Raw genomic sequence first — 20,843 nt, forward strand, 5'->3', positions numbered from 1 at the left:
CAGCGTACTCGGCATTTGTGTGCGACAACAATCCAGTGTGGGAGCGGGCTTGCTCGCGAAGGGGATCTTCAGCGTACTCGGCATTTGTGTGCGACAACAATCCAGTGTGGGAGCGGGCTTGCTCGCGAAGGCGTCGTGTCAGGCGACATCTCTATTGACTGACCCACCGCTTTCGCGAGCAGGCTCGCTCCCACAGGGGATCTTCAGCGGACTCGGTATTTGAGTGCGACAACAATCCAGTGTGGGAGCGGGCTTGCTCGCGAAGGCGTTGTGTCAGTCGACATCTATATTGACTGACCCACCGCTTTCGCGAGCAAGCCCGCTCCCACAGGGGTTCTTCGGTGAAGTGGGTTATTTCGGTTGCAACACCAACGCAAACAACTCGCCATGCCCGCTGACGTTGAGCTTGTGGTAAAGATTGCGCCGATGCACCTTCACCGTTTCCGGGGAAATGCTCAGTTGCTGGGCAATCGACTTGCTGGAGAAGCCCTGAAGAATTAACCGGGCGGTCTCGACTTCGCGCACCGTTAAACGCGCGTCGAAGCGATCGAGCAAAGTCGCCAGATCCCCGGCCACCGCCGTCGGCCCCTCCGGTGGCACGAGTTGCAGGTGTCGGCCTATCGCGGCCAGCACCCAGTCGCGCACGCACAGCAGACGCCCTTGTTCTTCAAGGGTGAATCGCGCGGCCCGTCCGAGGGACAAGCCGAGCACGGCGCCGTCCACATTGATCATGAATTGCAACTCATCGCCGCCCACCACCGAGCGGAAATAACTCTGGTAGTACTCACTCTGCTGAAACTGGTCCGGGGCTACGGAATCGAGGCTGTGCAAGCCGTCGGTGATGCCGGCGCAGACGGCCTGATAGAAGGGATCGAGCAGGTACATGCCGGCGCTGTAGCGGGCCAGTTCTGCTTGTTCGGGCGCACTGGTCCGGGAGTCGAAATCAATCAGCAGCAGTGGCACCCGCCCGACGCGCATCACCGCCACCAAGGCGTTATCCATGGGCACCAACAGCCGCAAGGTATCCACCAGCGCCCGCCAGAACCCGTCCTGGCCCAGGGTGCCGAATACCCGCGCCAACCCTTGATGCACCGGCAACTCTTTCAACAACCCGTCCACGCCCTACCCCTTTCGAGTAACCCATGATGGGAATGGGTGACTACCCTCCCCCTCGATACGCTGCAAGCTCCTGATTATCACCGGCCTGCAGCAGGCCAGGAGCGCCGCATCATGAGTGGTCACCGCACGTATTTCAACCTGGGACTGGGTGCCTGTCTGTCGACCTGTATGGCGATCGCAGCGGCGGATGAGCCCACCGTACACGTCTACAACTGGTTTGATTACATCGGCCCGACCACGCTGAAGGATTTCCAGCGCGACACCGGGATCAAACCCGTCTATGACACCTTCGACAGTGGCGAAGTACTGGAAGCCAAGCTGATGACAGGTCACAGCGGTTATGACGTGGTGGTGGCCAGTAACTTCATTCTGCCGGCGTTGATCAAGGCCGGAGCCCTGCAGAAACTTGACCGTAGCCAACTGACCAATCTGCAACATATCGACCCGGTGTTGCTGGAAAAGCTGCGCGCGAACGACCCGGACAACCAATACGCTGTTCCTTACCTGTGGGGCACCGACGGCATTGGCTATAACGTTGACAAGGTCCGTGCAGCCCTGGGCGACCAGGCGCCGGTGAACTCCTGGGATCTGCTGTTCAAAGAAGAAAACCTGGCCAAGCTCAGCCAATGTGGCGTAGGGGTTTTGGACGCTCCCGCCGAAATCATCCCGATCGCCCTGCACTATCTCGGGCTGCCGCCCAACAGCAGTAACCCCGCAGACTACAAAAAAGCTGAAGCACTGCTGCTCAAGTTGCGCCCGTACATCACCTATTTCAATTCGTCGAAGATCCAGACCGACCTGGCCAACGGCGACATCTGTGTCGCTTTGACGTGGTCCGGCACCGTGTTCGGTGCCATGCAAGCCGCCAATGAGGCCGCGAAGGGCGTAAAGATTGAATACAGCATCCCGGTCGAAGGTGCGCCGCTGTGGACCGATAACCTGGTCATGGTCAAGGACGGCAGCAATCCAAAACAGGGACTGGCCTTTATCAACTACCTGCTACGCCCTGAAGTGATCGCCCCGGCCACAAACCTGGCACTCACTGCGAACGCCAACAAAGACGCGACCGCGTTGCTCTCGAACGAGGTGCGCGAGTTCAGCAACATCTATCCCTCGGCCGAGGTGATCGCCAACGCATTCACCCTGCAACCGCAGCCCCATGAGATCGAACGTGTCCGCACACGCTCCTGGAGCAACATCAAGAACGGCAACTGAGCCGGCCTCCACCCCTCCTGTTTAACTTGCCTGAGAGTTCCTGCATGAAACCACGTGCCCGCGACTTGAATATCCAGTTCGGCCAACTGCAACCCGGCCCGCTCAATGCCATCACCGACGTACCCGGCGTCCGGGTCGGCCACAGTGATGTAAGAGGCCGCACCGCCCAGGGCCGCGACATCCTGACCGGCGTCACCGTGATCGAACCCCGCGTCGGTTCTACCAGCCAGCAGCCATGTTTTGCCGGGGTCCATGTGCTCAACGGCAATGGCGATGCGACCGGGCTGGAATGGATTCGCGAGGCCGGCCTGTTGACCAGTCCGATCGCCTTCACCAACACCCATAGTCTGGGCGTGGTGCGCGATGCGCTGATTGTGCTGGACCGCGAACAGCAACCGGACGACGGGCGACTTTACTGGAACATGCCGGTGGTGCTGGAGACGTTTGACGGCTTACTCAACGACATCAACGGCTTTCATGTGAAGCCCGAGCACGTGGCCGAAGCCTTGCACACGGCGGTGGGCGGGCCGGTGATCGAGGGGAATGTCGGTGGCGGCAGCGGCATGATCTGCCATGAATTCAAGGGCGGGATCGGCACCGCGTCCCGGCGCCTGAGCAGCGTCCAGGGTGGCTGGACGGTGGGCGCCATCGTCCAGGCCAACCACGGCATTCGCAACGAATTGCGGGTCGATGGTTACCCCGTCGGGCGCTATATGGAAAAGGCCGACTCGCCGTTCCTCAAAGCGTCACTGCCACATCCCGGCATGGGCTCGATCGTTGTCTGCCTGGCCACCGACGCGCCGCTGCTACCGCACCAGTGCACTCGCCTCGCGCAACGTGCCAGCCTGGGCCTGGCCCGCACCGGTGGCGGCAACGAAGACCACAGCGGCGACATCTTCATCGCTTTTGCCACCGGCAACGACGTGCCACCCGCCGCCTATGAGAGCAAGAAAGCGCCGACCTGCGACAACCTGCGCATGGTCAACAACGACCACATCAGCGAACTGTTCCTCGCCGCCACCGAAGCGGTGGAGGAAGCGATCATCAATGCCTTGCTGGCGGGCGAAACGGCTGAGGGCAATGGCCATGCCGTGCCGGGGCTGGATGCCCCGACATTGCTGAAAGCCTTGCGCCAGGCCGGTTGGCCGGGGGCGGTGTAGGCGACGCAAATCCTCTGTGGGAGCGGGCTTGCTCGCGAATGCGGTGGGTCAGCCAATAGAGATGTCGACTGACACGACGCCTTCGCGAGCAAGCCCGCTCCCACAAGGGGGATCATCTACAGGGGGAAGATGTTCAGGGTTTGCAGACTTCACCCGTGGAAATCGACCGCCACGCCGCTTCCGCCAGCATGTCCCTGTAGATCATCGGGCGGCCTTTCACCCGGCCCGACAACCAGGTCCGGCAGTAGCTGTCCGCCTGGCCGATGATCAGCGATAGCATCAGTTCCGCCGGAACGCCTTTCAACTCATCGCCCCGGTCCGGGGCTGACAGCCACTCCCAGAGCTTGCGGTTGCGGGTTTTGTTGCGGGTGGCCAGTTCATCCTTGAAAGGCCCTTTGGTCACGGCAAATCGCGCGTGGTACTGAAAACGTGCCCATTCGGGTTGTTGATCGACCCAGTCCACATAGCTGTGCACCAGCGCGTAAATCCCTTCTTGCGTGGTGCCGGCGTCGGCCAGATAGCTGTCGCGCAGCTGCGCCTGATCATCCAGCGCAGCGAAAAACAGCGCGGCCACCAAGCCTTCCTTGTTACCAAAATGGTGGTAGATCGCGCCGACGCTGGTATCGCATTCGGCGCGGATCATCTCGATGGTCGTGGCCTCGATCCCCTGTTCGTTGAACAGCCTGAGGGCTTTTCTGAAAATGTCGCGCTTGAGTTCGGCTCTTCGTCCGGGGTAGCAGCGCTCGAGTAAATCTACGGTTTCCATGCTGAACACAGGCCCAAAAAGTCAACGATAAGGCAGACGGCTGCCTATGGATAAGTCGCGCTAGGTTGACAGATTTCCATTCGACAGAATACTGTTCCGCAACAGAACATTATTCTGTTACGGAACAGTATTCTGTAAAACAACCCTTCAAAGAGGCTTCAACATGAACCAGTTTCTCAGCATGTTCACCAGCGCCGGCCCGGAAGCATTCAGCCAAATGGCCTGCAAGGTGGCGCCCTACTTCAGCACCATCAACCCGCTGGTTTCGGAACTGCGTCCAGGCTACGCGAGCGTGCAGGTGCCCTTTTCCCGGGAGATCACCAACCACCTGGGCTCAGTGCACGCGATTGCCATGTGCAATGCTGCGGAACTGGCCGCTGGGACGATGACTGACGTGTCGATTCCCGCAGGCGCACGCTGGATTCCGAAAGGGATGACGGTCGAGTACCTGGCCAAGGCCAAGACGGACGTGACGGCGGTTGCCAATGGGGAAGCGGTTGACTGGCAGACGGAAGGCGACAAGATCGTGCCGGTGGATATTCACGATGCCGAAGGCAAGAAAGTGTTCACGGCGCGGATCACCATGAATGTGAAGCTTTCGTAAGCTTCACGGGGCAGCGCGGTCAAAAATGTGGGAGCGGGCTTGCTCGCGAAAGCGGTGTGTCAGTAAACAGTGTTGTCGTCTGACACGCCGCTTTCGCGAGCAAGCCCGCTCCCACAGGGGATCTTCTGTGTTGGGTTGAGCCGGGTTAGACCAACCGCAATCGCGGCGTCATGGCCGGCACCGCTTCATCCCCCAACCGCTCGCGCACAAACTCATTCGCCTTGCGCATCAACTGATCCAGATGCCGATCCCGCTGTTTCTCGGCATCGGTCATCGCCCGTTTGCCGTGTTTTTGCAGCAGGTAGGTATGAATCTGCCGCACTTCCAGCGATCCGTAGATGGGTGCGGTATCCAGCACCGCCATCAGGCCGTCCGTGCCGTGATCGCGAGTGTTCATCAGCACTTGAGTCTCGCGCACGCCCACCACCTGAAAGCCCAGCGCTTCAAAGTACGGGACTTTGCCAACGCTGCAGGTCAGCTCGGCGTGAGGGTAGCGACCGACCACCTCCCGCAGCATCGACCGGGCGACACCCTGGCGTCGATGGCTCGCGTCCACCGCCATATAGGCCACGCCACACGCCTCGGGATCGTCCTTGACCGGCAGGTACAAGACAAAGCCGATGACCTTCTGCGGGTCGTCAATGTCCGTGGCCACGATCAACTCAACCGCAATCCCTTTCGCACCGTTCAACGCCTCCAGATAGAGGTGAACCTCGTAGCCGATCGCGTACTGGTAAACGTTGTACAGCAGGTTGCTCGGCTGAAGCGCCACCGCGCTGATCTCGGTCAGGTTGTCGACGACCAGTTGCAGGATCTGGCTGGTGATGTGCTCCGGGCACGGGGTTTTGAAATGGTTGATCTGGGGCATTGTGTGGCTGACTCCGACGGTAAAGGCGTACCCGTGACGTGAAGAATGCGTCGCGAGCCCGCGCATCATAACGCGCGGCAGCGCAATTCCCCGAAAGTGAGGGATTCCCCCAGTGAAACCGACCTTCTTACGATAATAAAAATTACTGTAACTAATTGATTATTAAATAATTTAATCAAGTGATTCGCCTATGGCGCGGCTTTTGCCTTGTTCCTCTGTAACGCACCGACTGCCCTCGCTAACAGGTGATGGCTGCTATCGCTGTGCCGGCAGGACGCAAGGGGGAAAAAATGAAAAGCCCAGCATCGGAGCACCGTTTGCCCAGCCGTTTGCTGGGTTCGGGCGTCACATCCGCCATGCTCATCACTTTCAGCCTGGCCACGGTCAGCGCTGCGCCGCTCGATGATGTCGGGCAACCGCCACCGACGGATCCCTCGGCCTATGCCAATCCCCCGGCCGACCCCAAAGCCGCACTGGATGCGTTGGGACTCTTGCCGGAGGCCAATCAGGGCGCCATCGCCCTGCCCAACGGCGTATTCGGCGACAGGGACACGCCGCGGGCTGACAACGTGCTGCCACCGAGCGTGCAGACCTCGTTCAACTTCCCCACTAACGGCAAACCCAGCCCCTTGTTTGGGGCCGAACCGTTTACCCAGCAACTGCTGTTGTTTGAAGAGTTCGGTCCGGAAAAACTCGACCCGACCACCCCGCCGCCGCTCCTGACATTCCCGGTGCCCACCACCGGCCCGGCGCCCCAGCAGGATCCGAACAACGTCGCCCGCAGCGGTCCGTCGAGTGCCGCGATGGAAGCGTTCATGCGTCAGCCGGGGTTGTTTCCGTTCCCGTCGCAATTTTCCAACGTGCTGGACCGCAACCCGTGGAAGGCGCAGATCGAAGCCTTCCTAAATCGCCACCCGGTCGGTTCGCCCGCCGAGGGTCGGCCACCGGGAAAAGGCTGGTCACATCAGCGCTGGAACGAGTTTTACCCGCAGGTTCAATACAAGACCGTGCAAATGGGCGCGCGAACCAACCAAGGCCTGCGCGACCGCAAACAATTGCACAACTATGCCGTCGGTGAATTCGCGCCCGGCGGGCTCTATTACCAAACGTCGGACATCCCGGAAACCGCAGGCACCACCAAAGGCATCGACGTGCGTTTCCATTCGAAAATGCCATTGCAAAACCACAACTCGCTGTGGACTTTCGACGGCACCGTACCGCCCAAGCTGCTGATGGTCCGCTACGGCCAACCGCTGCTGATGCGTCACTACAACGCCTTGCCGATCGACCCATCGGCCAACGCCGGTTTTGGCCTACACACCATCACTACCCACGAACACAATGGTCATTCCCCCGCAGAAAGCGACGGTTATGCCAACGCGTTCTTCTTTCCGGGGCAGTACTACGATTATCGCTGGCCGATGCAACTGGCCGGCTACGACACGATCAACACCACAGCCCAAGACCCGCGCGCAGCGTTCCCCTGCTCGGCGGGCGAAACCCTGTACGTCAACGACGCCAACCCCGGCCTCAAGACCTGCGACCACGGCACCATCAAGATCCGTGGCGACTGGCGTGAAACCATGAGTACGCACTGGTTCCACGACCACATGCTCGATTTCACCGCGCAGAATGTCTACAAGGGCAACGCGGTGATGATGAACTACTACAGTGCCCTCGATCGCGGCAATGAAGCGCTCGAGGATGGCGTCAACTTGCGCTTACCCAGCGGTTCGGCGCTGCCGTGGGGCAACCGCGACTACGACGTCAACCTGGTGGTCGCTGACAAAGCCTGGGACGAAAACGGCCAGTTGTGGTTCAACCCCTTCAACACCGACGGCTTTCTCGGCGACCAGATCCTGGTCAATTGGCAATATCAGCCACGCCTGAAAGTGCGGGCGCGCAGCTATCGCTTTCGCATCCTCAACGGTTCGGTGTCGCGCTACTTCAAAATGGCCCTGGTGCGTGAAATCAGCGGCAATGGCGGCGAGTTTCCGGGACCGGCAGGATCGGGAGTGTCCTACAACCGGGTGCCGTTCCACCTGATCGGCAACGACGGCAACATCATGGAACACGCCGTGCCCTTCGACGGCAGCATGGACCTGGATGGCGACGGTGATCGGCAGGACCACAATGCAATCTTGCCGACACAGGGCATCGCCGAACGCTACGACATCATTGTCAACTTCGCGAAAAACGGGATCAAAACCGGCGACAAGCTGTACTTCGTCAACCTGCTGGAGCACAAGACCGGCAAGGGACCGGAGAAGAACGAACTGTCGCTGGCCGACGTGCTGTCCGAAAAATACAAAGCCGTGATCAAGCAGACTAGCAAAGGCCCGCAATGGGACAAGGGCGACCCGACGGTGGGGAAATTCCTGCAACTGCTTGTGATGCCCTATGCCGGCCAGGATCAAAGCATGGACCCGGTCGCGTACGAACCGGCTAAACCGGGCAAACCGGCCGGCAAGGTCATGATCCCACTGACCATCGATCGCGACAGCGCGAGCGACCAGGCAAAACTGAAAGTGGCGCGGCACCGCGAGTTCATTTTCGGTCGCTCCGACGGCACCGATGTAGCGCCCTGGACGATCAAGACTGATGGCGGTTTTGGCTACAACATGGACCCACGCCGGCTCAGTGCCGCGCCGCAACTGGCCAACGGCCCGACCGATGCCGGGTTCTCTGGCGACGGCACGCTCGAAGTCTGGAAAATCAAGAACGGCGGCAACGGCTGGAACCACCCGGTGCATGTGCATTTTGAAGAAGGGGTCATCCTCAGCCGCGACGGCAAGGCGCCGCCAGAGTGGGAGAAAGGCGCACGCAAGGATGTCTATCGCATCGGCGAAGGGATCGACAGTTCGGTGGATGTCGAAATGGCCATCCACTTCCGCGAGTTCGCTGGCACGTATATGGAGCACTGCCACAATACCCAGCACGAAGACAATTCGATGCTGCTGCGTTGGGATGTCGAGCATCCCGGCCAGTTCCAGTTGATGCCCACGCCTCTGCCGGGTTGGGACGGCGTCACCTATGTGAACTCCGCCGCACTGCCGACCTTCCGTACCGGCGATCAAGACGATGACCACGAAGGCCAGAACAAGAAACCTGTGGCCAACCCTGACGTCGCCACCAGCAACAATGGCCTGCCGCTGACCATTAACGTGTTGGCCAACGACACCGACCCCGACGGCAACCTGCCGCTCAAAGTGGTGGGCCTGAGCCAGCCGGATTCCGGTCAGGGCACGGTCAGCACCGACGGCGTGCGGGTGATCTACACGCCACCGGCCGTGGTCGCTACGCCGTTCACCGCACTCTTCACCTATAGCGCCAGTGACGCCAAGGATGCCGTCTCGGAAAACCCGGCAACGGTGTCGGTATCGGTCGCGGCTACAGCAACCGTCAACGAAGACTTGCAGGTGACCAGCGCTTCCGTCACCACCCGCAGCAATAACCGCAACACCTGGGACATTGCCGGGACGACCTCGCGAGGGACGGGCAACGCCATCACTGTCACGGCGACGACTACCGGCGGACCGCTTAACCTGGGGACCGCGACCCTCACGCCGAGCGGCACGGGGGCACGCTGGAGGGTGTCCGTCACGACCACTGGCAATGGTCCGACACCGAACCCGACGATCACCGTCAGTTCGGCGCTCGGGAAGACTGTGACGGCGCCGATAGCGGCGCATTAAAGTCGCCTCGTTTGACGCCCGGTCCATGCAATGTGGACCGGGCACCAATCGATTACGGATCAGTCGGTCCAAAGACAGTGGATCGCCGGCCCGTTTTTCCGATCCAGCAATCGGCCTAAGGTGGCCTCCATCACTTACTGGAGGTCACCATGGGTCACCCCGCCCTGCTTTCCACGATCCAGATTGGCCCACACAATCTCGCCCATCGCATGGTCATGGTGCCGCTGACTCGCATGCGCTCCGAACTGGCGACTGGCCCGGTGCGTTGATGGCCGAGTATCGCTTTTTAAGATCAAAAGATCGCAGCCTTCGGCAGCTCCTACGGGTGTTCACTTCCTCTGTAGGGGCCCGGACGAGTTGGCGAGACGCACATATCTACATTAATGATGTGGAGCCAACCCAGCGCTCTAGCCTGCGCATTAGCGCCATATATGTCCGAAGTGTCCGGCCTTGCAGACTGTTTTTCCCCAAGGCTGCGCTCCCTAGACTTTGCCTCGTCTGCCATCAACCCTACGAGGCTAAACCTATGACCACTTCACACTCCCCCATTCGCGTCGGCATCGTCGGCGTTGGCACCTGGGCCCGCCACGGTCACCTGCGTGTGCTTGCGCTGCTGCCGCAATACCGCGTGCAAGCGGTGTACAGCGAACACCGTGAACGCGCCGAAGCGGCGGCCAGCGAATACGGCATTCCTCAGGTTGCCGACTCGCTCGATGCACTGATCCATAACAGCGAAGTCGATTTGGTGGTGGTGCTCAACACCGCGCCCCAGCATGAACAAACCGTGCGCGCCGTCATCGCCGCCGGTAAAAATGTCTACTGCGAATGGCCGCTGACCACTAGCACCGCAGCCTCCGAACAATTGGTGCATCTGGCGAAAGATGCCGGCGTGCGCCACATCGTCGGACTTCAACGCCGCCACGCGCCCCATAACCGCTATCTGCAAGATTTGCTGCAGCAAGGTTATGTCGGCCAATTACGCTCGGTGCGCCTGCACGTCAGCACGCATTACCTCCAGGCACGGCGCTCCAACGCTGTGCGCTGGACTGCCGCCGAGGAAAACTTCTCCAGTGTCATCGCCATCTATGCCGGGCATTTCCTCGACATGCTGTTCACCGCCACCGGTTGGCCGCTGAGTGTCTCGGGGTTGATGGTCAGCCAGTTCCCGAAAGTCACCATCGTCGAAACCGGCGAAGTGCTGGACAGCACCGCACCGGATCAACTGGTGCTCAGTGGCTTGCTGGAAAACGGCGCGGTGATTTCGATCCAGATCGAGGGCGGTAAACGCAACGGTTCGGGGGTGCAGATCGACATCACGGGTGATGAGGGTGACCTGAAAATCACCAACCGCTCCGCCTTCGGTGGCGTGGGCGACGACTACGTGATCGAGGGAGCCCATGGCGATGACCTGCCGTTGCAGGTCCTGCCGGTGCCGGAGCGTTATCAGCGGTTGCCGGCGTCGACATTGCCATCGGCGGTGCTGGAACTGGCCGAGTTGTATCACGTGTTTGCGCAGGATCTGGCGGACGGCACCCATGCCGCGACGACGTTTGAAGATGCACTGCGGATGCATCGGTTGCTGGATGTGGCCAAGGTCTGCAATCAGTTGGCTGTTGTGTAGGAGCAAAGCTTGCGCGCGATGGCGTCCTTGAGATCGTCATCGCGAGCAAGCCTTGCAACTACAAGGGCATCGCAAGCCCCGAACGGCCGATGTCGTTCAGTTCCTCGACGCTGAATCGGCCTTTCCAATGGGTTTCATAATCCTCCCTCGGGAAATCACTCGGGGCGGTGCCGGCGGCAAAGGCCTTGAAGACCTCCTCGGCGTAGCGTCGATTCTTGGCGCACATCGGGGCGGCGGGTACGTACATCACGTTGCCCCAGCCCTGCTGGTTTTGCACCGGCGCAACGCTGTGGATCACGTCGCAATGCCACCACACGGAGTCGCCGGCCTCGACGTCCGGAATCGGGCTCAGCCCCTCGAACAACAGCGGATGCCACGTCCTCGAAACCGGCAGCACTTTGCCCGGCATGACGCCGCACAGTTCATCTTCCGGCACATCATTGAGCAGCGGTCGCAGCAGCAGATAGGCCATGGCTTTGGGAATGGGCAGTGTGTGCAGCACGCCTTGGTCAGCCTTCATATCGCACAACGCCGTCCAGCCTTGAAAGGTCCGGAATGCCGAACACTTCACCGTGTCCTGATAGGCGTATTCGTCGACTTCAGTGCGATACGCTGCGTCCCAAGGGTCATAGGATTTGAAGTCATTGCGGTAGATGTTATCGAAGACCTTCAGATACGCCGGGTGCAACCAGCGCTCCAGCGCCCCGGAATCCGTATGCGGGCCCAACCCTTTGGATGTGGTGCCCGGCGGGCGGCGGCGGACCCGGTCGGGGTATAGCGCATTCACATTGGGATCGAACCATTGCCGGCCCCGGGATTCAGTTTGCCAGAGTCGATTGAGGAATGAATGCGCCGCAGCCATGCGTTGGTGTTGGCGCACTTGCATCTGCGAGCGCGACCAGTAAATCGGAAAGATCTCGGGGCGTGAACCGTCGAGGTTGCCGAAGAACTGGTCCACCGGGCCTCGATAAGTCGCATCGAAGGCGTTGTCATCGAGGTAATCGAGCAAGCCCTTGTCCCATTCGGCGACTTGTTCTGTGGGAAAGTGCCCTTTTATTACCAGGCAGCCACGGCGATGGATCATCGCCACCTGCTCGGCGCTCACATTGCCTGCGGCGATGGCCTGATAGTCCAGCGTCGGCCAGGCACTGCCGAACTCGGCTTGCTGGTCCTTGATCGAGACGATTTCCGCCAGGATGAACGCGCTCACTTCGGCAAACAGAGCGTCCACGTCGCCTATTTGCGCACGCAGGGCACGCTTCATCCGCACGATATTGTCCCGGTAGTGTTCTGGCAGCACAGTGCTTTCAAAGGTGTGATAGTTGCTCATGGTGGCGACCTGTTGAGGGTTGTTAAAAGCCACCTGCACTAAAACACTCGCGCCCTTCCCGGCTTAGCCGGTTTTGCCGCGTAAACCGATACGATTGTGGCGTACACCCCACGATCGATCGAGAACCCGAACCCGCGTTGGAGCTGCCGAAGGCAGCCTTGGATGGCACCTTTCACTGCATTACCGAAAATGATGCCCATGGCGCTTGCGGAAATCGCTCGGCGCCAAGCCTTTCTGCGCTTTGAATTGGCGGTTGAACAACGCCAGCGATGCATAACCCACCGTTTCGGCAATCAGCGAAACAGGCATATTGCCTTGCAGCAACAACGCACACGCCCGGCCGATGCGTAACCGCGCGATGTAGTCCAGTGCCGTGCAACGGGTATGACGGCGGAACATGCGATGAAACGCCGAAACACTGATGCAGGCGATGTGCGCCAGGTCGGGGATGCTCAGGGGCTCGACATAGTGAACGTGGATATGATCAAGCACCCGTTGCAGGCGCGCGTCTTCGCCCACCGCGATGGCGGGCTCGGTCGGCTCCGCAGGGAGCAGCCTCTGGGCGGTTGTGTCCCGGGACAGTCGGGTCAGCACGTGCAGCAGTGAAACCAGACGCTCCGGTCCGGGCTGATCCACCATCGCCTCAATGACCGGTCGAAGCTCTTTGGATGCCTGTTCACTGAAGTGCAACGCGCACTGAGCGGCGGCCAGCATTGCTTGCAATGAACCCAGCTCCGGAAACAGATTCACCAGTGATTGCGCCCACGCCTGGGAAAACCAGATCACCAGCGCCACATGGGGTTGATCCGGGTCGATGCGTTCAGCGGAACACCAACTGTGCGGCACATTCGGCCCCAGCAGCACCAGGTCGCCGTCGTCGTAAAGCCGCACGTCGCTGCTCACATAACGGTGGCCACGGCTGTTGAGGGTCAGGGTCAGTTCGTATTCAGGGTGATGATGCCATTCGAACGGAATGTCGTCGGGCAAACGGCGGTTCAGCATTGCCCACGAGGCATCGGCTGGCGTGGGGATCTTCTCGAAACTCGGCTTCATGACAATACGTTCCTGCTCAGCAACCGACTGCAAACGCCAGAATCGTATCATTCACTTCATCACAAGACTCGGGGTACGTTGATACAACCCCGTTACCCAGCCTGTTACCTCTCTCGCCGATACCGCCCCAAAGCCCCTCGTGAATGTAACGCCAAGATACTTCGCCACCCTGCCCGTCGCGCCTACTGTGAAGCCGTCAATGTGCTTACAGGGTTGTGACACATCATCGGCACTGCCCGCCTCCCGCCAGTGGAGGCATGGAAGACCTGTCACGGGTGCTGCCTGATGGTTTGTCGGATTCGACGCCCGCTGCTCATTGATTGCCTAACACAACTAAGACAGAACAGAGGGACACCATGAGTAAGTCTAGCGCTGCAAGCAACCAACAAGCACTGCACGACAACGTTCAAGCGGCCGTCAAGTCGCTCCTCGCCGCGCCAGCGGCCTTGAAAACCACCGACTACAGCAAGGTGCTGACGTCGACCCTGGCCGCCACACAGAAGTCGGTCAAGATCCAGATCGCCGCCGGTGACCTGACCTTGCTCAAGCAGTCACAGTACAAGTTGTGCTTCGCCAAGAAAGTGGGTACCGAAGCCTACAACGTGGTCTGGCAGTCCTACGTCAACTACTTGAGCAACAACACGTTCAGCTGGACGCCTCAGTACCAGTTGTTCGGTTCCAACTCTTTCCAGGCCAATGTCGAGGTTGATGTCTCTACCAACCTGGTCACCATCGGCCTGGGCCAACAGTCGGTGCTCGACAGTTCCGGTCTGCTGGGTTCGGCGACCACCGGTGGCCCGGAAACCTCCATCACCCTGGTGAACAACTACGGTCCGATCCACCCTGGCATCAGTCAATTGTCCACGGGCATCGATGGCAAACAGGTCGCTACCCCGATCTACGTCGCCACCAATCAAGTGGTGGCCGGCCAGACCGTGCTGACGCCCGTCGAGAGCATTCTCGTCTGGTTCGAACAAAACGTGCAGACCAGCACCATGTTCAGCACTTCGCGTTCCCAGGCCACTGAAATCGACCTGACCTTCGATAACAATGCAACCCGCCTCTACTCTGGCGGTACCTGGACAGTGGTCGTGTAAAGGCAATATCAGGGGCAGCCTCGCGGCTGCCCCTTCTCTCACCCCTCGTCACAGCCTCGGGCGAAATAGCCCGTCAGCGACCGACAGATAGACTCCGCCAGATCCTCCTGAGTCGCGATGCCGTAGGGTCGATTGCGATCAAACTGCTCCGACCAACGAATCCGCCCCTGGGCGACATCGATCAAGCGCACCGACGCCCGGACGCGCGCCGCCTCGACCCTTACGCTGCCCTCCAGTGAATAACAGCCGCGCCCCGCCCGGCCTGGCACCGGTGTTTTGACGCTGCTGCGTGACACATTCATCAGCATATGGCTGGCACGGGTTTGGGTTTGTTCGAACGACTCGAACAGCCTACAGCTCAACTCTTCACACAAGCCGCGGGTAAAGTCGTCGCCATCATGGGTGATGCAGGTAAACGGTTGGAGTTGCAGAACCGGATGATAAGTACCGGCCACCCTGGGCCTGAGCCGCTCGTAGGCCAGGCGATAACAACCACTCAGTACACTCAAACGCAGCGGATCGTGCTGGCCCAGCGTGGCGTAATAACTGGCGAGCTTGCGCCGCAATCGACCGACTTGCACCCGCACCACCGGATCGTCGCCGGTGCAATAGACTGCCGGATCACGACGAAACACCGCGATGCCGATGGCGTGCTCGGTCAGAGGACTGTTAGAAAATTGCAGGTCGTGTTCGACCAGAAATTGCAGCAAGCCACCCATTCGCCGGGACTTGGCAAACAATGGGCTGGCCAGGAGCAGCGCCAGCGCTTGCTCCACTTCTTCGCGCGCGAACGGCTCGGCAACAGCGTCCGCACTTATATGGGCAATACGTTTGATCACCATCAGTCTGCCTCCTTGCAGATTGTCGCGTTCAACTCGGGCGTTGCACGGGCGTAGCTTAGCAGCTGAGGGAGATAGCGTGATGGCACCTTGATGTAGGGCTGCCACGACACAAATGGAGGATTGAGATTGACCACAACTCTTGCGTTCACTACAGATCCAAGGTGGGAGCGAGCTTGCTCGCGAAGAGGCCGATACTTCAACATCAACGTTGACTGAAAGACCGCTTTCGCGAGCAGGCTCGCTCCCACAGGGGATTAGGGTTGATCGCCAGTACTGCGTCTGCCCGAGATCTACAGTAGCGCTGGTTACTGCTCCGGCGCGACGATCCGAAACCGGATATTGATGTCTTTGGAAACCACCCCGTCAGCCCACTCGCCCTCGCCGATCTTGAAGTCATCCCGGTTGAGCGCAAACTCGCCGACAAACACGCCAATACCACTTTCCGGCTTCAACTGGACTTGAACCTGCACCTTGCGAACGATGGCCTTGAGCGTGAGGTTGCCGGTAAACAAATAGCGATTGTCACCGAGCGCCTTGACGCTGGTGGACTCAAAAGTCCCCAGCGGATAAGTGGCTGTGTCGAACCACGCAGGCTTTTGCAGTTCAGCGTTGGCGTCGCTGCTGCCGGCGTCGATGCTGGCCAGTTCGATACTGAGCGCAGCGTGGGCAATAGCGGGTTTTTGCGTGTCGAAATCGAGGGTGCCTTCAAATTTTCCAAACGTGCCGTACACCCGCGAACCAAACTGGCTGAAGGTGAAACTGATCTGGCTGGCGGCGGCGTTGACTTGGTTGTACTCGACGGCGTGAACACCAGCAGCGAAGCCCATGGCGGCAGCAATGGCGGCACAACGCAGAAACCGAAAGCGCATGAGATTCTCCGGTCAGGGGCCGTCCATGGTTGAGGTGCCTGGCGTGTTGGCCAGCGATAGGTGGACTAAAGCAAAGAACCGCTGTTTATTCCACTGGCGCTGGCCTGAACGACACAAAACCGCTACTCAAGAAGCGGCCCTGTCGATCTATTGAATCGGCCCCCGCTCTGAACTGATATCGATCGCCAGCGAATCAAACAGACGAGTGAACTGCGCAATCGCCGGTCGGATATCACGCTCAAACGCCAGATCATAATCGACGCGTCTCCCCAATCCCTCTTCACAGCACCTGGACAGCCAGCCGGGCGTAATAAGCGTGAACTCGCACTGATCAACCACCGTGCCGGGCGCGTGGCACGTGGCCTGGGTAATCAACCTGAATCGCCGCCTCGGTGCAGTTTCGGGCGATTGCGCCTTGAAGAGCTCATGCATACGCAATTCATCGGACGACACCCCTTCTTTCATCGTCAGAATCAAACTGACGAACGTGTCCGTCGCAGCGCCACCGCTCAGGCGAATATGTTGAGAGAGTGCAACCGTTCGGGCGATCAGCGCAGTGGTTTCCCGCAGGCAACGCGCCACATTGGACACATCGAACGGGTAATTTAAAGACTTGGATTTCCAGGCATTTCGACGGCTCTTTTTCGGCGCCGCCTTATGCGATTGAAAAGGCTTGTGCACCCGGTTCCACTTCGGGTTTTCAACAATGATTGCGTGCCTCTCAGCTTCAGCCGCCAGCGCCAGATTGGGAAACCGCTCGATCTCTATCGAAGCAATTTCATCGGCCCAACGGGATGTCCGGCGGTGCTGCGATAACCTGGAAACAGTGCTCAACGAGATACCTACGTACAGCAGGTTTTTGGCGGAATCAAAATGTCGGTACAGTTCTCTGCCTCGAGTCGCCATGTGCAATAGACCTCCCTGGTCAATTGTGAAAACGATTCGAGGCTACTAATTCGCCACCACTCTGTCCAGTCGCGAAAACCGAGCTAAAACGCTGTTTATGCAAGCAGCGCTCTCAGCGATGCGGGGATGGCGATAACCTCTTTGGTGTCGGGCGAGATGCAGACATGTGTGACAGTGGCGGTGAAGGCCAATGCTTGGTCGTGCATAAAACCCTCGACCAAAAAAGTGAAGGAGTGAACGCCTAACTTGGCCACACTGACCTTGATGCTCAACTCGTCATCCCAAGTCAGTGGCCTGAGCATCTCCACCGACATTGCGCGCACCGGAGGCAACACATCAAAACTCATCAGCGTTCTAAGCCCCGGGGCACCCAGCCAGCTATCCAGCGCGGCATAAATGGCTTCAACGGCGAAGTACGAAAATCGCGGCGTATACACCACACCTGCGGGATCGCAGTCGCCGAATAAAATGGTTCTGCTGACAAACACTGCACTGGGCATCGAATAGTTCTTCCCTGTTGTTTTTTAATTGAAGGCGCCAATTCATGAAAAGCACCCTCGACCACCTCGCCATCGTCGCCCCGGACCTCGACACCGGCTGCGCCTTCGTGACCAACGTGCTGGGCGTCGCGCTCCAACCCGGCGGCGCACATCCACGCATGGGCACCCACAACCGACTGCTGCGCCTGGGCCCGGACACTTACCTGGAAGTGATCGCCATAGACCCGTCCGCCAACCGTCCGGACCGGCCACGCTGGTTCGGCATGGACAAACTGGCCTCTGATACGCCGCCACGTCTGGCAACCTGGGTCGCCCGAACCGACGACATTCACGCCATGAGCGAGGCGTGTCGCGCCATCGTTGGCGATGCCGAACCCATGACCCGAGGCACACTCGCCTGGCAAATCACCATCCCCGCCGACGGCAGCCTGCCGCTGAACGGGTCAGCGCCGACGCTGATTCAATGGGAGCAAACGCCACATCCGGCGAGCGCAATGGTGGAGCAAGGCTGTTCATTGGTGGCACTGGACGTGTTCGATCCCGATCCGGAAAAAGTCCAGGCGCTGCTGGCCGCGATCAACTTTTCCGGGGCGGTGCATCTTCATGCTCTCGGAGCGACTTCAGCGCCCTATTTGCTGGCGCACATTCAAACCCCGAGCGGCCTGAAAACGTTGCCAATATTAAACGGTTAAGATCAAAAGATCGCAGCCTTCGGCAGCTCCTACGCTGGAACGCATCCCCGTGTAGGAGCTGCCGAAGGCTGCGATCCTGGCGCCCGCCTCCGCCCTCACGCGAACAAATCCCCGCGCCTACACCAACCGCTCAATCTTCTGATGCTGCCAAACGAACTTGTAGTAAGCCGTCTGCAACGCCAGCATCCCCAAATACGCCACTGGGAACGCCATCCACACACCCTGCAACCCAAACCGCGCATCCAGCACATACGCCACCGGCAACTGCACGCCCAGCACGCACACAATCGAAATGACCATAGGCACCAACACCGTGCCGCTGGCCCGCATGATCCCGCCGATAATCGCCTGGAAGCCAAACACCAACAGACTCCACAACATGATGTGCAACAGATGCTCAGCCATCGCCCGGGTCGAGTCCTCCGTCAGGAACAGCCCCAACAACCAGTGCGACAACAGATAACCCAACAACACCAAGCCACCGGTCAAACACACGTTAATCAACAGCCCCGTGCGCAAAATCGGCGTGATCCGCTCCAACCGCCCCGCCCCAATCGCCTGCGCCCCAAGAATCGATGCCGTGATCGCAATCGACAACGCCGGAAACTGCACGTAATTCACAATCTGCGTCACCGCCCCATACGCCGCCGTCGCCTGGGAACCGTGCTGATTCACCAACGCCAGAATCACCAACTCCGACGCCGACAACACCACCATTTGCAACCCGGTCGGCAAGCCAATGCGCAACACCTTGCCCAAAATGTCCAAGTCCAACCGCATCGCCGCAAACATCTCCCGATCCGGCGCCAACGGATGCCCCTTACGAATCAACCGCCACGCCAACCACCCCATCGCCGACAAATTCCCCGCCAACCCCGCGAACGCCGCGCTCTGAATCCCCATCGGCGCAAAACCCAGCCAGCCTTTTATTAAGGCGGGAGTCAGCGCCAGACCAATGCACGTCGACACCACCAACGCCACCAACGGCGAAACCGTATCACTCACCCCACGCAGCAACTGCGTAAACAGCACGTAGACCAACAGCGACGGCATGATCCACATCATCACGTGGGCGTAAGACACCGCGTCATCCAACACATCCGCCGGCGTGCCCAAACCCTGCAAGGCCGGCCTTGCGAACACACTGCCCAACACCGCGGCTACCAACCCGATCATCGCGCCCAACAGCAGGGTTGTGGCGGCGATGGTTTTCACCAGATGGGTTTCGCGTGCGCCCCAGGCTTGGCCGATGAGTACGCCAGCGCCCGCGCCGAGGCCGATGACCAGGGCGATGAAGAAGAACACGATTGGGAACATGCCGGAGACGGCTGCGAGGGCTTGGGTGCCGAGCATTTGGCCGATGTAGATGCTGTTGATGGTGCCCGACATGGATTGGAGGAAATTGGAGAGGACCATGGGGGCTAGGAAAAGGAGGTAGGTTTTCCAGAGGGGTGCGGTAGGAGTGGTGCGTGTTTGCATATGCAGAACGTGTCCCTTGGAGGATGCTGCAACGAATGAAACCTAGTTTTAATAGGTGCTTGATTAAACCCTATCGAGACCTAGCCCTCAACAATAACACCATACTACTCGACATTATCACTATCTTCTGGAGAGTTTGAGCGATCCAGAAATAGGCGCCCCATAGTCAAATTATGATTATGTCTAATTTCCTTAAAAAGTTTGAGTGACTCACTTCGCTCTTCGCTACATTCTTCATCTTCAATATAAGGATCAAATTCACCACTCTTTATCATTGCATACTCCGCATCTAGGAGCATTGTATCGAACATATTCAGGTTCAGATTCAACCAGTTACTAAGTTCAAAATAGTTATCAACGGCATCCTCACCCGCCCTCACCCCCAAAACAGTACGCACATTCATTGGATATTCATTTTTTTTTGCCTTCTCAATCGAAGCAATAATAACGGCCAGAAGTCCCTGTCCGGAAAAGCGCATCGAGTAGTCGAATATATCCTCCCTTAAACCGTATTTAATTCTTACCGCCTTCCTATGCGACCAGTACCGTTTGGCGAGCAACTCAGCTCTAACCTCATAAGCTTTAAGCATCTCAGCTTGGACAAGTTTTCTCGTGCTATCCACCAACTCTTCGAATGTAGCGAGGGTAATGTTTGAGTTCCCAGCAGCTTCAACTGCGCCACTCTGAAAACCCTTTTGAGAAATCAGAAAGCCTCTGTCTGCCCCTATATCATCCACAATAGTTCTGAGCACAAGAACTTTTTCTTTCGGAACGTTACTCTTCCAAAATTTCGCTTCAATTATCCACTTCATTTCAACACCAAGAAACTTCGTTGTTACGAAGACATCTATATCGTGGGATGTTCTCACGCCAACCAATGTGACATTTGTATCAGCCGCCACCCCTAGCCCTCTAAAATGAGATGCTATTTTTTCTTGAAACTCATACCATTTTTTGCTTCGGCGCATAGAACCCTCTAAAATTCAGCCATATGAATACAATCTCATGAAAACAATTAACCTTTGAA

18 protein-coding genes are annotated in these 20,843 nt (G+C 58.8%); 7 read left to right on the plus strand and 11 right to left on the minus strand.

Annotation, left to right across the window (positions count from 1 at the left end; translation table 11 throughout):
- Nucleotides 1-351: 351 nt before the first annotated feature.
- Nucleotides 352-1,119 (minus strand): helix-turn-helix transcriptional regulator, encoded by a 768-nt coding sequence (locus ACWIKB_RS29785; RefSeq protein WP_475271093.1) that lies wholly within the window; start codon nt 1,117-1,119, stop codon nt 352-354.
- A gap of 111 nt (nt 1,120-1,230) precedes the next feature.
- On the opposite strand from ACWIKB_RS29785, the gene ACWIKB_RS29790 reads away from it, so the two are divergent.
- Nucleotides 1,231-2,334, plus strand: a complete 1,104-nt coding sequence (locus tag ACWIKB_RS29790; protein ID WP_475271094.1) for a polyamine ABC transporter substrate-binding protein — start codon at nt 1,231-1,233, stop codon at nt 2,332-2,334.
- Between the two features lie 44 nt (nt 2,335-2,378).
- Nucleotides 2,379-3,494, plus strand: a complete 1,116-nt coding sequence (locus ACWIKB_RS29795) for a DmpA family aminopeptidase (RefSeq protein ID WP_475271095.1) — start codon at nt 2,379-2,381, stop codon at nt 3,492-3,494.
- 133 nt (nt 3,495-3,627) lie between these two features.
- Here ACWIKB_RS29795 and ACWIKB_RS29800 read toward each other — a convergent pair whose 3' ends face one another.
- Nucleotides 3,628-4,260, minus strand: a complete 633-nt coding sequence (locus tag ACWIKB_RS29800; protein ID WP_475271096.1) for a TetR/AcrR family transcriptional regulator — start codon at nt 4,258-4,260, stop codon at nt 3,628-3,630.
- Nucleotides 4,261-4,423: 163 nt separating this feature from the next.
- Between ACWIKB_RS29800 and ACWIKB_RS29805 the strand changes: the two genes are divergently transcribed.
- A complete protein-coding gene (locus ACWIKB_RS29805; RefSeq protein WP_475271097.1) occupies nt 4,424-4,864 on the plus strand; it encodes a hotdog fold domain-containing protein in 441 nt (146 codons plus the stop codon).
- Nucleotides 4,865-5,009: 145 nt separating this feature from the next.
- On the opposite strand, the gene ACWIKB_RS29810 is transcribed toward ACWIKB_RS29805, so the two are convergent.
- A complete protein-coding gene (locus ACWIKB_RS29810; protein ID WP_475271098.1) occupies nt 5,010-5,732 on the minus strand; it encodes a GNAT family N-acetyltransferase in 723 nt (240 codons plus the stop codon).
- Between the two features lie 290 nt (nt 5,733-6,022).
- Between ACWIKB_RS29810 and ACWIKB_RS29815 the strand changes: the two genes are divergently transcribed.
- Nucleotides 6,023-9,427, plus strand: coding sequence for an Ig-like domain-containing protein (locus ACWIKB_RS29815; RefSeq protein WP_475271099.1), 3,405 nt, complete (start codon nt 6,023-6,025; stop codon nt 9,425-9,427).
- 526 nt (nt 9,428-9,953) lie between these two features.
- Nucleotides 9,954-11,048 carry a Gfo/Idh/MocA family protein gene (locus tag ACWIKB_RS29820; RefSeq protein ID WP_475271100.1) on the plus strand — a complete coding sequence of 365 codons (1,095 nt, stop codon included), beginning with the start codon at nt 9,954-9,956 and terminating at the stop codon, nt 11,046-11,048.
- 58 nt (nt 11,049-11,106) lie between these two features.
- Here ACWIKB_RS29820 and ACWIKB_RS29825 read toward each other — a convergent pair whose 3' ends face one another.
- Both ACWIKB_RS29825 and ACWIKB_RS29830 read right to left on the minus strand, forming a co-directional pair.
- Nucleotides 11,107-12,378 carry a YbiU family protein gene (locus ACWIKB_RS29825; protein ID WP_475271101.1) on the minus strand — a complete coding sequence of 424 codons (1,272 nt, stop codon included), beginning with the start codon at nt 12,376-12,378 and terminating at the stop codon, nt 11,107-11,109.
- Nucleotides 12,379-12,558: 180 nt separating this feature from the next.
- Nucleotides 12,559-13,431, minus strand: coding sequence for a helix-turn-helix domain-containing protein (locus tag ACWIKB_RS29830; protein WP_475271102.1), 873 nt, complete (start codon nt 13,429-13,431; stop codon nt 12,559-12,561).
- 356 nt (nt 13,432-13,787) lie between these two features.
- Between ACWIKB_RS29830 and ACWIKB_RS29835 the strand changes: the two genes are divergently transcribed.
- Complete coding sequence (locus ACWIKB_RS29835) at nt 13,788-14,528, plus strand: hypothetical protein (RefSeq protein ID WP_475271103.1); 741 nt, start codon at nt 13,788-13,790, stop codon at nt 14,526-14,528.
- Between the two features lie 38 nt (nt 14,529-14,566).
- Here ACWIKB_RS29835 and ACWIKB_RS29840 read toward each other — a convergent pair whose 3' ends face one another.
- The 4 genes from ACWIKB_RS29840 to ACWIKB_RS29855 form a co-directional block, all read right to left on the minus strand.
- Complete coding sequence (locus ACWIKB_RS29840) at nt 14,567-15,370, minus strand: hypothetical protein (RefSeq protein WP_475271104.1); 804 nt, start codon at nt 15,368-15,370, stop codon at nt 14,567-14,569.
- Nucleotides 15,371-15,675: 305 nt separating this feature from the next.
- Nucleotides 15,676-16,239 carry a YceI family protein gene (locus tag ACWIKB_RS29845; RefSeq protein ID WP_475271105.1) on the minus strand — a complete coding sequence of 188 codons (564 nt, stop codon included), beginning with the start codon at nt 16,237-16,239 and terminating at the stop codon, nt 15,676-15,678.
- A gap of 147 nt (nt 16,240-16,386) precedes the next feature.
- A complete protein-coding gene (locus ACWIKB_RS29850) occupies nt 16,387-17,145 on the minus strand; it encodes a GIY-YIG nuclease family protein (protein WP_475271106.1) in 759 nt (252 codons plus the stop codon).
- 95 nt (nt 17,146-17,240) lie between these two features.
- The gene (locus ACWIKB_RS29855) at nt 17,241-17,645 is read right to left on the minus strand and encodes an acyl-CoA thioesterase (RefSeq protein ID WP_475271107.1); all 405 of its coding nucleotides are present in this window, start codon (nt 17,643-17,645) and stop codon (nt 17,241-17,243) included.
- Between the two features lie 44 nt (nt 17,646-17,689).
- Here ACWIKB_RS29855 and ACWIKB_RS29860 point away from each other — a divergent pair, with 44 nt between their 5' ends.
- Nucleotides 17,690-18,337: a VOC family protein gene (locus ACWIKB_RS29860; RefSeq protein ID WP_475271108.1), complete on the plus strand. Its 648-nt coding sequence runs from the start codon at nt 17,690-17,692 to the stop codon at nt 18,335-18,337.
- Nucleotides 18,338-18,454: 117 nt separating this feature from the next.
- Here ACWIKB_RS29860 and ACWIKB_RS29865 read toward each other — a convergent pair whose 3' ends face one another.
- Nucleotides 18,455-19,816: an MATE family efflux transporter gene (locus ACWIKB_RS29865; RefSeq protein ID WP_475271109.1), complete on the minus strand. Its 1,362-nt coding sequence runs from the start codon at nt 19,814-19,816 to the stop codon at nt 18,455-18,457.
- A 104-nt stretch (nt 19,817-19,920) separates the two neighbouring features.
- Nucleotides 19,921-20,784, minus strand: coding sequence for a restriction endonuclease (locus ACWIKB_RS29870; RefSeq protein ID WP_475271110.1), 864 nt, complete (start codon nt 20,782-20,784; stop codon nt 19,921-19,923).
- Between the last annotated feature and the right edge of the window lie 59 nt (nt 20,785-20,843).

The sequence above is a fragment of the Pseudomonas sp. 5Vm1k genome, assembly GCF_056161485.1.

Coding starts and splice junctions, on each gene's coding strand:
- ACWIKB_RS29790 (WP_475271094.1), top strand. CDS start 1,231: ATGAGTGGTCACCGCACGTATTTCAACCTGGGACTGGGTGCCTGTCTG.
- ACWIKB_RS29795 (WP_475271095.1), top strand. CDS start 2,379: ATGAAACCACGTGCCCGCGACTTGAATATCCAGTTCGGCCAACTGCAA.
- ACWIKB_RS29800 (WP_475271096.1), bottom strand. CDS start 4,260: ATGGAAACCGTAGATTTACTCGAGCGCTGCTACCCCGGACGAAGAGCC.
- ACWIKB_RS29805 (WP_475271097.1), top strand. CDS start 4,424: ATGAACCAGTTTCTCAGCATGTTCACCAGCGCCGGCCCGGAAGCATTC.
- ACWIKB_RS29810 (WP_475271098.1), bottom strand. CDS start 5,732: ATGCCCCAGATCAACCATTTCAAAACCCCGTGCCCGGAGCACATCACC.
- ACWIKB_RS29815 (WP_475271099.1), top strand. CDS start 6,023: ATGAAAAGCCCAGCATCGGAGCACCGTTTGCCCAGCCGTTTGCTGGGT.
- ACWIKB_RS29820 (WP_475271100.1), top strand. CDS start 9,954: ATGACCACTTCACACTCCCCCATTCGCGTCGGCATCGTCGGCGTTGGC.
- ACWIKB_RS29825 (WP_475271101.1), bottom strand. CDS start 12,378: ATGAGCAACTATCACACCTTTGAAAGCACTGTGCTGCCAGAACACTAC.
- ACWIKB_RS29830 (WP_475271102.1), bottom strand. CDS start 13,431: ATGAAGCCGAGTTTCGAGAAGATCCCCACGCCAGCCGATGCCTCGTGG.
- ACWIKB_RS29835 (WP_475271103.1), top strand. CDS start 13,788: ATGAGTAAGTCTAGCGCTGCAAGCAACCAACAAGCACTGCACGACAAC.
- ACWIKB_RS29840 (WP_475271104.1), bottom strand. CDS start 15,370: ATGGTGATCAAACGTATTGCCCATATAAGTGCGGACGCTGTTGCCGAG.
- ACWIKB_RS29845 (WP_475271105.1), bottom strand. CDS start 16,239: ATGCGCTTTCGGTTTCTGCGTTGTGCCGCCATTGCTGCCGCCATGGGC.
- ACWIKB_RS29850 (WP_475271106.1), bottom strand. CDS start 17,145: ATGGCGACTCGAGGCAGAGAACTGTACCGACATTTTGATTCCGCCAAA.
- ACWIKB_RS29855 (WP_475271107.1), bottom strand. CDS start 17,645: ATGCCCAGTGCAGTGTTTGTCAGCAGAACCATTTTATTCGGCGACTGC.
- ACWIKB_RS29860 (WP_475271108.1), top strand. CDS start 17,690: ATGAAAAGCACCCTCGACCACCTCGCCATCGTCGCCCCGGACCTCGAC.
- ACWIKB_RS29865 (WP_475271109.1), bottom strand. CDS start 19,816: ATGCAAACACGCACCACTCCTACCGCACCCCTCTGGAAAACCTACCTC.
- ACWIKB_RS29870 (WP_475271110.1), bottom strand. CDS start 20,784: ATGCGCCGAAGCAAAAAATGGTATGAGTTTCAAGAAAAAATAGCATCT.